Here is a 14,750-nt window from a genome sequence, read left to right on the forward strand (position 1 = left end):
TCTGTCCGAGGGAACGTATCGCGGCCCCGACGCCCCCGCGCGGGCCAACTGCCGCCGATTGGACCTTTTCTGACGTTCCGACAGGGATAGCATCCGGACCGCCCCACCCCGTGCGAAGGGAACAGCCATGCTCAAGCGGTTCGCCGAGCTCTCCACCCCGTTGATCGCCGACGCCTGCGTACGGCTCGGGGAACCGCTGCGGGCCGCCCCCGCCGGCATCCTGCCGGTGCTCCCCGGACGGCGCCTCGCGGGGCGGGTGCTCCCGGTGCGCCACTACGGCAGCGTCGACGTGTTCCTGGAGGCCTTCGCCACCCACGCCGCCGTCGGCGACGTGCTCGTCATCGACAACGAGGGGCGCCGCGACGAGGCCTGCGTCGGCGATCTCGCCGTCCTGGAGGCCGGGGCCGCCGGCCTCGCGGGCGTGGTCGTCTGGGGACTGCACCGCGACACGCCCGACCTGGTCGAGATCGGGTTGCCGGTCTTCTCGTACGGGGCGCACGCGCCCGGTCCGGTCCGCCTCGACCCGCGCGGGCCCGAGGCGTTGAGCACGGCGCGGTTCGGCGAGCACGTCGTGAGCGCCGCCGACGTGGTGTTCGCCGACGACGACGGCGTCCTCTTCGTCACGGCCGACCGCGCGGACGCCGTCCTCGACACCGCCGAGGGCATCTTCCGCACCGAGCGGAACCAGGCCCGGCGGATCAGGGCGGGGGAGACCCTGCGCGACCAGACGCGTTTCGACGAGTACCTGGAACTGCGCGCGCGGGACCCGGAGTACACCTTCCGGCGCCATCTGCGCCGGATCGGCGGCGCCATCGAGGAGTAGGCGCTCCGGTCGACGGCGGCGCGGAGCCTGGGAAGGGTGCGGGGCCGGGATGCGCGGGCGGCGAGGGGGCGTTCAGCCGGCCCGGAAGCCGATCGTCCCGTCCGGCAGCACCGCCTCGACCTCCGCGCCGTGCTCGACCGTGCGGCTCACCGTGCAGTACTTCTCGTGCGTGAGCCGGACCCCGCGGGCGAAGACGTCCGCCGCCCGCGGATTGCTGTCGGGCAGCTCGAACTCGTAGCTCACCCTGATGCGTCCGATCCGGCCGTCGTCCTCCGGACCCGCGACGCCCTCCACCACGATCCGCAGGTCGTCGTGGTCGACGGCCCGCGCCGTGCGGTCGATCACCAGGCCGCCGCAGCCGCCCATCGCCGCGAGGAGCAGCTCGACCGGCGTGAACGACGGCTGCGCGTCCGCGTCGTCCTCGGCGGCGATCCGTACCTCCGCGCCCCGGTCGTTGCGGGCGGTCCAGGTGCGGTAACCGGTGCGGAGGGTCTCGATCCGGTAGTCGGCCATGGCGGCACTGCTCCTCAAGGGGACGGCGTGCGCACGCGGCCGCGTACGCACGCCCATCCCATCACTCCCGTGCGACCGGCATGCGCACGGGCACGCCTTCCCGTACGACGCCGGCCCACGCCTCGGCCATGGCCCCCCACACCGTCCGCAGCAGCGGTTCCGCCTCCCGGACGGAGCCCAGGGCGGCGTCCGGGTCGCCGCCCTCCGCCCGGATCCGGGGCCCGTCCGCCGCCGCCCAGTCCGCGATCGTGCCGGCCAGGGCCTCCGGGTGGAACTGCACGCCCCACGCCCGCGCGCCCACCCGGAAGGCCTGGTAGGGGCAGCGGTCGCCGGTGAGCAGAGGCACGGCGCCGGGCGGCAGCCGCTCGATGTCGTCCCAGTGCCACTGCGCCGCCAGGGCGCCCTCGGGCACCGCGCCGAGCACCGGGTCCCCGTCGGCCGCGGGCAGCCGGCGCAGCGGTACGGCGCCGAGCTCGGGGCCGCCGGCGCGCGGCGCGACCCCGCCGCCCAGCGCGTGCGCCATGATCTGGGCGCCCAGACAGATGCCGAGCAGCGGCACGCGGGCGTCGACGGCCTCCCGTATCAGCGCCCGGACTTGGGGGAGCCATGGAGCGGCGCCGTCGTCCTCGCAGTTGGGCGAGCCGCCCAGGACGAGGAGTCCCGCCCAGCCGTCGAGGGACGCGGGCAGCGCCTCGCCCTGCCACGGGTGGCACACCCGGGGGTCGACGCCGGCCGTGCGCAGCCGTTCGGCGACGAGGCCGGGCCCGGCGTCGGCCTCGTGCTGGACCACCAGGACAGCGGGTGCGGAATGGTTCGTCACGGGCTCACGGCCTCCCGGGCGTCAGGGAACAACGGTGGTGCGCCGGCGCGTCACCACCCCGAGGGTCGCCGAAGAACCGTTTCAGCGGAACCTGTCGGACAGTTCGGCCCGGGAGTGACGGTGGTGGCCGTGGCGCCACCACGGGCCCTGAGCACCCGGGTACTGAGTACCGACGGCCAGGGGAACTGAGTACGGCGCCCGATGTCCGCGCCCCGGCCCGCTGATGAACTGTCGTCATGACCGACGACACCACGCGCCCCCGCCCCCTCCGGCAGGTCACGGCCACCGCCACCGCCACCGGCTCGGCGCTCGCCGTGGCGCTGCTGCCGGTCGTCGTCGGCGCGCTGCTCGCCCGCACGGTGGGCGGCGACCCGACGGCGTCCGTCAACGCGCTGATCGCCGGCGGCGGCCAGCGGGCCCGGCTGTCCCGCACCCAGCTGCGCGGGTGCGGCGGCCGGGCCGTCGCGCGGGCCCGCGGCGCGTGGGATCAGGCCGCGCTGCGGGCCATGAGGAAGCCCTGCGGGCTCACCTCGGCCGGACCGGGCTCCCGCACCAGGCGCGCGGTCACCACGAAGCCGGCCTCGGCGAGCAGCGACGCGACGCGCTCCGTCGGGTAGCGGTAGACGTCCAGGTCCACCTCGTGCCCGTACGCCTGCTCCAGCCGGACCCGCGCGTCGCCCACCTTGAAGACCACGAGCAGCGGGCGGCCCGGCGCGAGGACCCGGTGGCACTCGGTGAACGCGACCGTGAGCTCCTCCGGCGGCATGTGCACCGTCGAGTACCAGGACAGCGCGCCGCCGAGGGAGCCGTCGGGCAGGTCGAGCGCCGTCATCGAACCGACCTCGAAGCGCACCTCCGGATACGACTCCCGGGCCACGGCGACCATTCCCGGCGACAGGTCGATCCCGAACACGTCCAGGCCGAGCCCGCGCAGATGCCCCGCCACCCGTCCCGTCCCGCACCCCAGGTCCGCCACGGGGCCGCCCTCGCCGGCCCCCGCCTGCTCCGCGAAGGCGGCCAGCATCGCCCGGTCGAGCGGCTCGGCCGCCAACTGGTCGGAGAGCAGACGCTGATAGGAGACGGCGACGGTGTCGTAGGAACGGCGGGTGGCGGCGGCGCGTGCGGACTCGATCATGACGTGACACAGTACGGGGACGCGTGGTGCGGGTTCTCGGGGGTGGGCATGGATCCGGACGTCTTCGAGTCCGTCACGTATTCCGCTGCGTGTCCCGACTGCGACGCCGAGCTGGTCTGCCAGGGCGTCCAGGCCCTGACCGGCGCCCGGCTGCGGTGGGACGTCGAGTTCTCCTGCTCCGCCTGCGGGTGCGGGTGGGCCTCCTGCGGCGCCGCGGCGCCGCCGCCCGAGCGCCGGGCCCAGCTCCTCGCCGAACACGGCCCGGCACGGCTCGAAGTGACCGGTCCTGGGACGGCGGTGGTCGCCGTGATGCGGGTGCTGCGGGCCGAGCATCCAGGGCTCGATCCGGTCGCCGCCAAGGAGGAGGCCCGGCGGGTGCTGAGCGGAGACCGCGCCGGCACCCTGCCCGAGATGGAACGGCTGGCCCGCGGCCTACGGGAGCGGGGCGTCGCGGCCGTGGCCGTACGGCCCTGAGGGGCGTGTTCGTCGTCCCTTACGCGCCGAGCCGGGTGGAGCCGCACCGGACCGAGCCTGGTGGAGCGCACCGGACCGAGCCGGGTGAGCCGCACCGGACCGAACCGGGCCGAGCCGCACCGGACCGAGGTGGGCCGGACCGAGCCGGTCGGAGCCGGACCCAGCCGCGTTCAGGGTGGCGCGGGCCGCCGTCTCGGCCGCGCCCCCGGCGGTCGCGCCGGGGGCGCTCCTCCCCGCGAGGTGAGGACGTGATGTGTCCGGGGTGAAAGGCCGTCCGTTCCGCCCCCGTGACTCGGCCGGGCGGGTGATGATCCACTGGCCTCATCCAGGCCACACCCAGGCCACACGTCGAAAGGCAGCGCCCATGGAAGCGCAGGACCGCGCCGCGCACCGCGAGCAGGAAGCCGAGCCGCCCCGCGGCTTCGGCCGGCGTCGATTCCTCGGGTACGTACTGGCGGCCCCGACCCTCACCGTCGCCGCCCGGATCGGCGCGGACGCCCTCGCCCCCGACGTGGCGGCGGCCGCCGTCCCCGCCGTGGCGCCCGGCGTCGTCCCGTCCCTCCCCGGGCCCGCCGAGATCCTCGACCTCAACGACCTGCTCACCTCGGCCGCCCTGCCCACGGCGAACCTCATCACCATCCGCGTCGAACCCGACGGCACCGCGCACTTCGCGCTGCCCCGCGCCGAGGTCGGCCAGGGCATCACCACCTCCTCGGCGATGATCGTCGCGGAGGAGCTCGACCTGCCGCTCGACCGGATCAAGGTGACCCTCGCCGACGCCCGCCCCGAGCTCCTCTTCAACCAGCTCACCGGCGGCTCCAACACCACCATCTCCACCTTCACCCCGATCCGGATCGCCGCCGCCGTCGCCCGCGGCCGGCTGCTGCGCGCCGCCGCGCTGGAACTCGGCGAGGCCGTCGACACCCTCACCGCCAAGGCCGGCGTCATCACCTCGGCCACCGGCATCCGCCTCACCTACGGCGAACTCGCCGTCAAGGCCGCCGCACTCACCGACACCCAGGTCGCCGTCACCCTCAAGGACCCGGACGCGTTCCAGGTCATCGGCACCCCCCGGAGCCGGGTCGACGCCCTCGACGCCGTGACCGGGCGGAAGAAGTTCGCGATGGACGTGCACGTGCCCGGCGCCCTGCCCACCATGGTCTGCCGCCCGCCCACGATCAACGGCACCGTGCGCTCCGTCGACAACCTGGCCGAGGTCCGGGCCATGCCCGGCATCACCGACGTCGTCGCCGTCTCCACCGGCGTCGCCGTCCGCGGCCGGACCTTCGGCCAGTGCATCGACGCCGTCCGCGCCCTGAAGGTCACCTGGGGTCCCGGCACCGCCGAGGGCGCCTCCGACGCGACCGTGCTGCAGGAGCTCCGCGCCGCCGAACTGCCCCTCGTCGTCCCGCCGCTCGACCTCCTCACCAAGGCCGTCGACGCCCGCTTCACCTTCCACTTCGCCAGCAACGGCGCCCTGGAGACCAACTGCGCCGTCGCCGACGTACGACCCGGCTCCGCCGAGATCTGGGCCAGCCTCAAGTCGCCCATCGTCGCCCAGGAGAAGATCGCCCTCCAGCTCGGGCTGCCGCCGACCGCCGTGAAGGTCCACGTCACCGAGGGCGGCGGCTCGTTCGGCCGCAAGCTGTTCCACGACGCCGCCGGCGAGGCCGCCGAGATCTCCAAGGCCATCGGCAAACCCGTACGGCTCATGTGGCACCGCACCGACGACTTCCGGCAGGGGCGTACGCACCCGATGTCCACCTCCCGGGTCCGCGCCACCTACGCGCTCGGCGAGGTCCTCACGTACGAGCAGCGGCACACCTCCGTCGCCACCGACTTCAGCCACGGCGTCGGCGAGGTCATCACCTCGGAGGCGGCCAGGCTCCCGGTCGCCGACCTGACGTTCTCCGAGACGATGTTCGCGCTCACCCAGTCGAGCCCGTACCACTTCGGTGTGACCACGCAGCTCCTCAGCGAGGTCGACCACGGCTTCAACACCGGCTCCATGCGCAACATCTACTCGCCCAACGTGCGCTGCGCCCAGGAGCTCGTCGTCGACGAACTCGCCAGGAAGACCGGCCAGGACGCGCTCGGCTTCCGCCGCCGCTTCCTCAAGGACGAGCGGGCCCGCGCCGTCCTCGACAAGGTCGCCGAAGCAGGCCGCTGGGGACGGACGATGGCACCGGGCACCGCGCAGGGCGTCGCGATCCACCCCGAGTACCACTCCTTCGTCGCCGTCCTCGCCGAGATCGACTGCCGGCCGGAGACCACCGGCCGGAAGATCCGCGACGCCTGGACCGGCCCCCGCGTCACCAAGATCGTGTGCGCCGTCGACGTCGGGCTCGCCGTCAACCCGCGCGGCCTGGAGGCCCAGATGATGGGCGGCATCAGCGACGGCATCGCCCTCGCGCTCACCTCGGGCCTGCACCTCAAGGACGGGCGCTTCCTGGAGAGCAGCTGGGACAACTACTTCTACACGCGGCAGTGGAACACCCCGCCCGAGCTGGAGATCGTCGTCATGCCGTCCACCGGCGACCGGCCCGGCGGCGCGGGCGAGCTGGCCGTCGCCGCCTCCATGGCCGCCGTCGCCTGCGCGTACGGGCGGGCCACCGGCACCATGCCGACGACCTTCCCCGTCAACCACGCCGCGCCGCTGCCCTTCACCCCGACCCCCGCCGTCCCGCCGATCCCCGCCTCGCCGACCGACGGCCGCGACCGCGCCCTCTGAGCCCCGGACCGACCACAGATTCAGGAGCCACCGTGCCCCAGCACACCTTCATCCTCAACGGCAGGGCCGTGACCGCCGAGGTCGAGGACGACGTCCGGCTGCTCTGGGTGCTCCGGGACGTCCTCGGCGTCACGGGACCCAAGTACGGCTGCGGCGTCGGCGTCTGCCAGGCCTGTACGAGCCACCTCAACGGCAAGGCGTTCACGCCCTGCTCCGTCCCCGTGAAGGACCTTGCGGACACCGACGAGGTGACCACCATCGAGGGCCTGCCCGGCACCGTCGGCAAGGAGCTGCACCCGATGCAGGAGGCCTGGCTGGACGTCGACGTCGCCCAGTGCGGCTACTGCCAGCCCGGCCAGATCATGACCGCGGTGGCGGCCGTGCGGCGCGCCCACGAGGCCGGACGGGAGATCGACGAGGCCGACCTCGACCAGATCCGCAACATCTGCCGCTGCGGGACCTATAACCGTATCCGTGAGGCCATCAAGGAGGGCGCCCGTCGCATGGGGTGAGTCTGCCCGCCGGGCGGCCTCCGTCGACGAGAGGGAGCGCCGCCCGTGTCCGGAAAGATCGTCCTCTTCATGTCCGTCTCCCTCGACGGCTACATCGAGGGGGAGGAGCACGACATCAGCTGGCACCGTGTCGACGAGGAGCTGCACCGGCACCTCAACGAGGAACTCGCCGCCATGGGCGGCTTCCTCAGCGGCCGCCGCACCCACCAGCTGATGGAGGACTTCTGGCCGACCGCCGACGCCGACCCCGAACTCCCACCCGCCATGCGGGAGTTCGCGGAGATCTGGCGCTCGACCCCGAAGGTCGTGTATTCCACGACCGTCGAGCGGGCCGGCTGGAACACCACCGTCGTCCCCCGGGTGGACGCGGCCGAGGTCCGCGCCCTCGCGGCCGCCGCCGACGGCGACCTCGCCCTCAGCGGGGCGGCGCTCGCCCAGGCGTTCCGCGAGCAGGACCTGATCGACGCCTACCACGTGTACGTCCACCCGGTCCTGGTCGGCCGCGGCACGCCCCTCTTCGCGCCCACCGACACCCTGGCCGGCCTGCGTCTCGACCGCACCCGGACCTTCCCCAACGGGGTCGTGCTGCTCCGCTACGAGCGCGAGGACCGGCCGTAGGGGCGCCTCGGCGGGAACGCCGATCCCGCCGGGCCTGCCGAGACACCCACGGCCGGTCCGGCGGATCGGGCCCGCCCCGCACGGCAGGCCCTGACCGGTCGCCGGCCAGGCGGACGACGGGCGGCCGGAACCCGCCGGTCGGGCCCCTCCGGCCGGATAGCCTGCGGGCGTGGACGACTTCACTCGCTCCTGGACCGCACTGCGCGCGGCCGTCGCCGGTCTCGCCGACGAGGACTTCGCCCGGCCGTCGGGCTGCGCGGGCTGGCTCGTACGCGACCTGGTGTGCCACCTCGTCATCGATGCGCAGGACGTCCTGATCACCCTCGCCACGCCCGCCGACACCGCTCCCACCCGCGACGCGGCGACGTACTGGGAGGTCTCCGAGACGCCGCCGACCGGCGACGACCCGCTCGACGCGCTGACCGTACGGCTCGCCGCCGCGTACCAGGACCCGGAACTGCTGCGGTTCCACCTCGACGACGTCGGCTCCGCCGCGGGGCGCGCGGCCGTGCTCGCCGACCCTGGCGGACGGGTCGGCACCCGCGGTGAGGTGCTCACGGTCGCCGACTACCTCTCCGCCTACGTGATGGAGTGGACGCTGCACCACCTGGACCTCGTCGCACACCTGCCGGGGGCGCCACGGCCTCCCGCGGAGAGCCTGGCCGCCGCGCGCGGCCTCCTGGAGCGGATCGCCGGCGCGCCGTTCCCGGCCGCGCTGTCCGACACGGACGCGCTGCTCGTGGGGACCGGCCGTCGCCCACCGAGCGCCGGGGAACGGACCGCCCTGGCCGGGAGCGGCGTGCGGATCCCGCTCTCGCTCGGCTGACGGCGGGGGTGGGGGCGGCGTGCGGGCGTTCAGTCGCCCGTCAGCCCGTCGGTCCGCTCGCGCAGGAAGTCGGCGTGCCCGTTGTGACGGGCGTACTCCTGGATCATCAGCAGGTAGACCCAGCGCAGGCTGAGCCGAACTCCGGACGAGGACACGAAGGTCTCGTCGAGCTCGTGTCCGGCCACGGCGGCGTCACACGCCTCGATCTCGGCCCGGAACCGTGCGAAGTCCCGCTCCGCGTCCGCCGCGTCGACGCCGGAGAGCCCCTCGTCGCCGTCCGAAGGGCCGGTGAAGACCTCGCCGACGGCCTCACCCGCGAAGCTTCGCCGGAACCACCACCGCTCCACCTCCGCCATGTGCCGGACCAGGCCCAGGAGGGTGAGGGACGAAGGTTCCACGGTCGCCCGGGCCAGCTGGGCCGGCTCCAGCCCGGCGCACTTGGCGAGCAGGGTCTCCCGGTGCCGGCGCAGCCAGCCCTCCAGCATCCGGCGCTCCGTCACGGTGCCGAGCTCGCCGAGTCCTTGGGTGCGTTCGACCGACGGTGCTGTCCATGTCATGGACCCAACCTGCCCTGCCGCCCGGGAGGGATCAAGCAGGCGGGACGCGGTGATCACTTCCGGGCGGCCCTGAGCCGGGTGAAGGAGGTGGCCTCCCCCCGCCCGGGGGGCCGGTCCGTCCCGGCGGGAAGCAAGTGACGTCCACGGACCCGGACGGTCCGAGGACGGCCCGTCTCCCTCCTCACCCGGATCCTTCCTCACCCGTCTCCCTCCTCACCCGTCCCGGCGCCCTTGCCGGGGGAGAGCAGGAGGGCCAGGGTCGCCTCCAGTTCCGCCTGGGCGAGGCGGGCCGCCTCGTCGGCGTCGCCCGCCTCGACCGCGGCCACGAGGGCGATGTGCGAGTCCTCCCCGTGGCGCGGCTCGCCGGCGCGCAGCGAGAGCAGGTCGAGCAGGTCGATCAGGCCCTGGCGCAAGGCCGGGGCGAACTCCGCGAAGAGGTCGGTCAGTACGGGGTTGTGGGCGGCCGCGACCAGAGCGGCGTGGACCCGGATATCGGCGTCCACGAAGCCCGCGTCGTCGCCCTCCGACGCCGCGCGCCGCCCAGCCAGGGCCTCCCGCATGGCCTCCACGTCGGCGTCGGTGCGGCGCAGCGCGGCCAGCCGGGCCGCCTGCACCTCGACCAGCATCCGCACCTCGTACACGTCGGTGACCGCGGCCTTCCGCAGCCGGGTCGGCCAGTCCTCGACCGGGCTGGTCGCCGTCACGAAGACGCCCGCGCCCTGGCGCGGCTGCACGAGCCCGGCGCCGGCGAGCGCGCGCAGCGCCTCGCGGACCGTGGAGCGGCCCACGCCCAGCTCCTTGGCCAGGGTCGTCTCGCCGGGAAGCCGGCTGCCCACGGGCCAGTGGCCCGCGGTGATCTGTTCGCGCAGCCGCTCGGCTGCCTGCTCGACGAGGGGGCTGGGGCGCAGGGCACCGAGCGGCATGGGGTCACCTGATTCTCCGGACGGGGCCGGATCGTTCCCCGGGGCGGTTGTGCGGACCGGTCCCGGATCGCGGACTCTCTCGGAGGAAACCTATCTCGGAACTTGTCTGAGGAGTACTTGTCTGAGGAGCTGAGGAGTGGCTAGGGTACGGGCCATGATCTTCCGCGGACTTCTTCTCGGCTGCCGCGGCGGGGCCTGACGCGACCGGCACCCCGCCGCGGGTCGCCCTGTTGCCGCCGGTCGCACCGAGACCAGCAGAAGGAGCCATCCGCCATGACCTTCGCCCCGCGGACCGGAGCGTCCCCGACCGACCTTGCGGCCCGGCCGGCGTCCGCGCCCGCCGCCCCGCCCGCCTGGAACCCGCAGCGCCCCGGCCCCATGCCGTACCAGCGCTACCGCCCCTACCAGGACCGCGTCCACGTCCCCGAGCTCGCCGACCGGTGCTGGCCCTCCGCCCGCTTCGAGCGCGCCCCGCTGTGGGTGCCGGTCGACCTGCGGGACGGCAACCAGGCGCTCGCCGAGCCCATGGACACCGCCCGCAAGCAGCGCTTCTTCGACCTGCTCGTACGCACCGGGTTCAAGGAGATCGAGGTCGGCTACCCCTCCGCCAGCCGCACCGACTTCGACTTCGTGCGCCACCTCGCCCGGCTGATCGGCTCCGGTGCCGTGTCCGACGACATCACCCCGGTCGTCTTCACCCCGGCCCGCGCCGAGCTCGTCGAGCGCACCTTCGCCGCGATCGACGGACTGCCGCGGGCCGTCGTCCACCTCTACATCGCGACCTCTCCCGTCTGGCGCGACACCGTCCTCGGCCGCGACCGCGCCCAGGTCCGGGCCACCGTCGAGGAGGCCGCGACGCTGATGGCGCGGCTCGCCGACGCCCGGCCCGACAGCCGGATCCGGTTCCAGTTCTCGCCGGAGACCTTCAACCTCACCGAACCCGACTTCGTCCTGGAGCTCTGCGACGCCCTGACCGGGCTGTGGGACGCGAGCCCCGACCGGCCGGTCACCCACAACCTGCCCGCCACCGTCGAGATCTCCACCCCGAACGTGTACGCCGACCAGGTCGAGTACATGCACCGCCACCTCGCCCGCCGCGACAGCGTCATCCTGTCCGTGCACCCGCACAACGACCGCGGCACCGGCGTCGCCTGCGCCGAACTCGCCGTCCTCGCCGGCGCCCAGCGCGTCGAAGGCTGCCTCTTCGGCAACGGCGAACGCACCGGAAACGTCGACCTGGTGACCCTCGCGCTCAACCTGTACGCCCAGGGAGTCGACCCGATGCTCGACCTGACGGACATCGACTCCGTCCGGACGGTCGTCGAGGAGTGCAACCGGCTCCCCGTGCACCCCCGCCACCCCTACGCCGGAGAGCTCGTCCACACGGCGTTCTCGGGCACCCACCAGGACGCCATCAGCAAGGGCTTCGCCCAGCACGCGAAGGCGGCCGCGGACGCCGGCATCGACCCCGCCCGCGCACCGTGGAGCGTGCCGTACCTGCCCATCGATCCGGCCGACATCGGGCGCAGCTACGAGGCCGTCATCCGGGTCAACTCCCAGTCCGGCAAGGGCGGCATGGCCTACCTCCTGCGCACCCACCACGGCCTCGACCTGCCCGAGCGCCTGCGCCCCGGATTCTCGGCCGTCGTCCAGGAGGCCACCGACGCGCACGGGCGGGAGGCGACCGCCGACGAGCTGTACGAGCTGTTCCACGCCGCCTACCTCGCCCCGGGGCAGGGGGAGGGGCCGGTACGTCTGCTGGAGTGGCGTACGGCCCCCACCGCGGACAACACGCACGGTGCCGCCGGGGTGGTCGGCGCGGCCGAGGTGGTCGACGCGGTCGACGCCGCCGGGGTGGTCGGCGCGGCGCACCGCTTCGACTGCGTCCTGGCCGTGGGCGGCCGCACCGCCGCGTACGAGGGGCACGGCAACGGCCCGATCGCCGCGTTCGCCGACGCCCTCGGCCGGGCCGGGATCGCCGTGGACGTCCTCGACTTCGCCGAGCACGCCACGGGCCGCGGCGCCTCCGGCGACGCCGTCGCCTACGCGGAGTGCCGGGTCGACGGACGGACCGCATGGGGCGCGGGCCGGGACTCCTCCGTCCTCACGGCCTCCGTCCGCGCCGTCCTGTCGGCCGTCAACCGCGCCCGTCGCGACGGAGTTCCGGCCCGATGAAACGGCCCGGTCCGTCGGACAAGCCGGGGCCGGCCCGCGTGCCCGCCGGCCGGTCCCTGTAGCCCGCCCTGTCCCGGTGGCCCGGCCCCTCCCGGCGGTCCGGCCCCTCCGGCCCCTCCGGCCCTTCCCACCGTTCCAGCCCCGCCCGCCCGTGCAACCCGAGCCCGTCGCCCGGTAGCCGTACCGACTACCCGTCGCCCGGTGGCTGGACCGACTACCGGTCGCCCGGCAGCCGGACCGACTCCCGTCGCCCGGTAGCCGGACCGACTCCCGTCGCCCGGTAGCCGGACCGACTCCCGTCGCCCGGCAGCCGGACCGACTACCCGTCATACCTGGGAGCTACCCACGAGGTTGGCTCCCCGGTGGGACGCCGACCACAGGGGCGTCTTCATACCGTCCGTAACGGATCGAACCCCGGTACGGAAGGACCCCCATGGCGCCCCTCGCGCGCGGCTACCGCCGCGCCCCCGCCCCCGTTCGCCCCCGCCGCCCGCGGCCCACCGGTCGGCTCCGCCGCACCCTGCTCGCCGCGCTCGTCACCGCCGCCGTGGCGGTGCCGGTCGCGGGAGCCGCCCGGCCGGCGGAGGTGCCGGCGCCCGCGCCCGCGGGCGTCACGCGGCTGACCTCCGCCGAACCCACGGCGCTGGCGGGGGAGCTCGCCGCGCGGTACGCGGCCGGCCGGGAGGAGCTGCGGGCGGCCGAACGGACCGCGGACACCTACGGCGCCCGCCGGCGGGCCGCCTCGCTGCGCGCGATGGCGGCCCCGGGACGCACGTTCCTCTCCTTCGACGGGCGCGACGGCGGACGCAGCGTGGAGGTCCTCGGGGACCTGGCCCGCGCCGAGCGGATCGCGGTGCTCGTCCCCGGCTCCGACACCGGACTCGACAGCTACGGACGCTTCCGCGCCGGCGCGACCGCCCTCCAGGAGACCCTCCGGCGGGAGTCCGGTGCCCGCACCGCGGTCGTCGCCTGGCTCGGCTACCGCACCCCCGCCACCGGCAGCGCCGCCTCCCTCACCCCCGGCCGCGCCGAACAGGCGGCACCCGCGCTCCGCTCCTTCGTCGAGGAGCTGAGCGCGGTCCGGCCCGGCGCCCGGATCACCCTGCTCGGGCACTCCTACGGTTCCGTGGTCTGCGCCCTCGCCGCCGCCGGACTGCCGGTGGCCGCCGTCGTCCTGTTCGGCAGCCCCGGCACCGGCTTCGACACCGCCGCCGGTCTGCGCACCTCCGCCGCCGTCTGGGCCGGCCGGGCCGCCGAGGACTGGGTGGGCGAGGTGCCCCACCTCCGCGTGCCGCTGCCGCTCGGCACCGAACTCGGCTTCGGCACCGACCCCGTGGACCCCGCCTTCGGCGCCCGCCGCTTCGCCGCGGGGGACGGCGGCCACAGCGACTACCTCGTCCCCGGCTCCGTGCCCCTGCGCAACCTCGCCCGGATCGTCGACGGACAGGAGCCGGACCGTGCGTGAACTCGCCCACCGCATAGCCGCCGCCACCCCGCCCGGCCGCGACCGCGCCCTCGACGCGCTGCGGGCCTTCGCCATCCTCGGCGTGGTCCTCGGGCACTGGCTCGTCACCGCCCTTGTCGCCGACAGCGGCAGCCTGCGCGTCGAGAGCCCTCTCGGGCACCTGCCCGAATTCACCCCGGTCTCCTGGGCGTTCCAGACCCTCGCCGTCTTCTTCCTCGTCGGCGGCCACGTCGCCGCCCGTGGCCACGCCGCCGCCCGCGCCCGGGGCGAGGGCCACGGCCGGTGGATCGCCGCCCGGCTCGCCCGGCTGTTCGGGCCGGTGGCTCCGCTGCTCGGCGTGTGGCTCCTCGCGTCGGCCGTGATGCTCGGCTGCGGGGTGCCGTGGCAGACCCTCTTCACGCTCGGCAAGCTCGTCCTGTCCCCGCTGTGGTTCCTGCTCGTCCTCGCCGCCCTCACCGCCGCCACCCCGCTCGTCGCCCGGGTCCATCCGCTGTGGCCGCTCGCCGTCGTCCTCCACGCCGACCTGATCCGCTTCGGCTTCGGCGGCCCGGAGTGGCTGGGGTGGCTCAACCTGCCGGCCGGCTGGCTCGTCCCGTACTGCCTCGGCGCGCTCCTCGCCCGCCGTGGCCCGCTCGCCCGGCCCGCCGCCTGGGCGCTGCTCCTCGGCGGCGCCGCCGCGACCGGCCTGCTCGTGGCCTTCGCCGGCTACCCCGGCTCCATGGTCGGCGTCCCCGGCGCTCCCGTCTCCAACCTCAACCCGCCCACGCTCGCCGCCGTCACCTTCGGGCTCGCCCAGTCCGGCGGAGCGGTCCTGCTGCTCGGGCCGCTCCGCCGCGCCCTGCGCCGGCCCCTCGCCTGGGCGGCGGTGGTGCTGCTCAACCTGTGCGCGATGACCGTCTTCCTCTGGCACCAGACCGCGATGATCGCCGTCACCACCGGCGGACTGCTCACCGCGAAGCTCCTCGGCCACGCCCCGCTCACCGGGCTGCACACCGTCCCCGACGGATACGGCTGGGTCCTCGCCCGGCTCGGCTGGCTGCCCCTCTTCGCCGGCGCGCTGCTGATCTGCGGCGCCGCCTTCCACACGTACGAACGCACGAGCACGGCCCGCGCGCAGAAGTCGCGGCCCGACCGAAGGACGGAGGCACGACGTGCCTAGGCTGGGGCAGCGGAACGAC

Annotated in this window: 14 protein-coding genes; 9 read left to right on the top strand and 5 right to left on the bottom strand. The window is 74.9% G+C overall.

Going from position 1 to position 14,750, the window contains the following annotated elements:
* The first annotated feature begins 127 nt into the window (after nucleotides 1-127).
* Nucleotides 128-823, top strand: a complete 696-nt coding sequence (locus tag ACIGXE_RS16965; RefSeq protein WP_399747980.1) for an RraA family protein — start codon at nucleotides 128-130, stop codon at nucleotides 821-823.
* 72 nt (nucleotides 824-895) lie between these two features.
* Here the strand turns inward: ACIGXE_RS16965 and ACIGXE_RS16970 are convergent, their stop codons facing one another.
* The 3 genes from ACIGXE_RS16970 to ACIGXE_RS16980 form a co-directional block, all read right to left on the bottom strand.
* Nucleotides 896-1,336 (bottom strand): OsmC family protein, encoded by a 441-nt coding sequence (locus ACIGXE_RS16970; RefSeq protein ID WP_399747982.1) that lies wholly within the window; start codon nucleotides 1,334-1,336, stop codon nucleotides 896-898.
* A 61-nt stretch (nucleotides 1,337-1,397) separates the two neighbouring features.
* Nucleotides 1,398-2,156 (bottom strand): type 1 glutamine amidotransferase, encoded by a 759-nt coding sequence (locus ACIGXE_RS16975; RefSeq protein WP_399747984.1) that lies wholly within the window; start codon nucleotides 2,154-2,156, stop codon nucleotides 1,398-1,400.
* Nucleotides 2,157-2,643: 487 nt separating this feature from the next.
* Nucleotides 2,644-3,291: a class I SAM-dependent DNA methyltransferase gene (locus ACIGXE_RS16980; protein WP_399747986.1), complete on the bottom strand. Its 648-nt coding sequence runs from the start codon at nucleotides 3,289-3,291 to the stop codon at nucleotides 2,644-2,646.
* A 3-nt stretch (nucleotides 3,292-3,294) separates the two neighbouring features.
* Between ACIGXE_RS16980 and ACIGXE_RS16985 the strand changes: the two genes are divergently transcribed.
* The 5 genes from ACIGXE_RS16985 (at nucleotide 3,295) to ACIGXE_RS17005 (ending at nucleotide 8,452) form a co-directional block, all read left to right on the top strand.
* Complete coding sequence (locus ACIGXE_RS16985; RefSeq protein ID WP_399747989.1) at nucleotides 3,295-3,765, top strand: hypothetical protein; 471 nt, start codon at nucleotides 3,295-3,297, stop codon at nucleotides 3,763-3,765.
* A 364-nt stretch (nucleotides 3,766-4,129) separates the two neighbouring features.
* Nucleotides 4,130-6,496, top strand: coding sequence for a molybdopterin cofactor-binding domain-containing protein (locus tag ACIGXE_RS16990; RefSeq protein WP_399747991.1), 2,367 nt, complete (start codon nucleotides 4,130-4,132; stop codon nucleotides 6,494-6,496).
* 32 nt (nucleotides 6,497-6,528) lie between these two features.
* Complete coding sequence (locus ACIGXE_RS16995; protein ID WP_399747993.1) at nucleotides 6,529-7,008, top strand: (2Fe-2S)-binding protein; 480 nt, start codon at nucleotides 6,529-6,531, stop codon at nucleotides 7,006-7,008.
* Between the two features lie 45 nt (nucleotides 7,009-7,053).
* A complete protein-coding gene (locus tag ACIGXE_RS17000; RefSeq protein WP_399747995.1) occupies nucleotides 7,054-7,626 on the top strand; it encodes a dihydrofolate reductase family protein in 573 nt (190 codons plus the stop codon).
* A 169-nt stretch (nucleotides 7,627-7,795) separates the two neighbouring features.
* Nucleotides 7,796-8,452 (top strand): maleylpyruvate isomerase N-terminal domain-containing protein, encoded by a 657-nt coding sequence (locus ACIGXE_RS17005; protein WP_399747997.1) that lies wholly within the window; start codon nucleotides 7,796-7,798, stop codon nucleotides 8,450-8,452.
* Nucleotides 8,453-8,481: 29 nt separating this feature from the next.
* On the opposite strand, the gene ACIGXE_RS17010 is transcribed toward ACIGXE_RS17005, so the two are convergent.
* Entirely contained in the window at nucleotides 8,482-9,009 is a 528-nt protein-coding gene (locus tag ACIGXE_RS17010; protein WP_399747999.1) for a DinB family protein, read from the bottom strand.
* A 197-nt stretch (nucleotides 9,010-9,206) separates the two neighbouring features.
* The gene (locus tag ACIGXE_RS17015; RefSeq protein ID WP_399748001.1) at nucleotides 9,207-9,932 is read right to left on the bottom strand and encodes a FadR/GntR family transcriptional regulator; all 726 of its coding nucleotides are present in this window, start codon (nucleotides 9,930-9,932) and stop codon (nucleotides 9,207-9,209) included.
* A gap of 273 nt (nucleotides 9,933-10,205) precedes the next feature.
* Here ACIGXE_RS17015 and ACIGXE_RS17020 point away from each other — a divergent pair, with 273 nt between their 5' ends.
* The 3 genes from ACIGXE_RS17020 (at nucleotide 10,206) to ACIGXE_RS17030 (ending at nucleotide 14,731) form a co-directional block, all read left to right on the top strand.
* Nucleotides 10,206-12,107 carry a 2-isopropylmalate synthase gene (locus tag ACIGXE_RS17020; protein ID WP_399748003.1) on the top strand — a complete coding sequence of 634 codons (1,902 nt, stop codon included), beginning with the start codon at nucleotides 10,206-10,208 and terminating at the stop codon, nucleotides 12,105-12,107.
* A gap of 433 nt (nucleotides 12,108-12,540) precedes the next feature.
* Nucleotides 12,541-13,572: an alpha/beta hydrolase gene (locus ACIGXE_RS17025; RefSeq protein ID WP_399748005.1), complete on the top strand. Its 1,032-nt coding sequence runs from the start codon at nucleotides 12,541-12,543 to the stop codon at nucleotides 13,570-13,572.
* Nucleotides 13,565-14,731 (top strand): acyltransferase, encoded by a 1,167-nt coding sequence (locus ACIGXE_RS17030; protein WP_399748006.1) that lies wholly within the window; start codon nucleotides 13,565-13,567, stop codon nucleotides 14,729-14,731. Before ACIGXE_RS17025 ends, ACIGXE_RS17030 begins: the two co-directional genes overlap by 8 nt.
* The last annotated feature ends 19 nt before the right edge of the window (nucleotides 14,732-14,750 follow it).

It is taken from the genome of Streptomyces sp. NPDC053431, from assembly GCF_044544925.1.
Classification (GTDB): domain Bacteria; phylum Actinomycetota; class Actinomycetes; order Streptomycetales; family Streptomycetaceae; genus Streptomyces.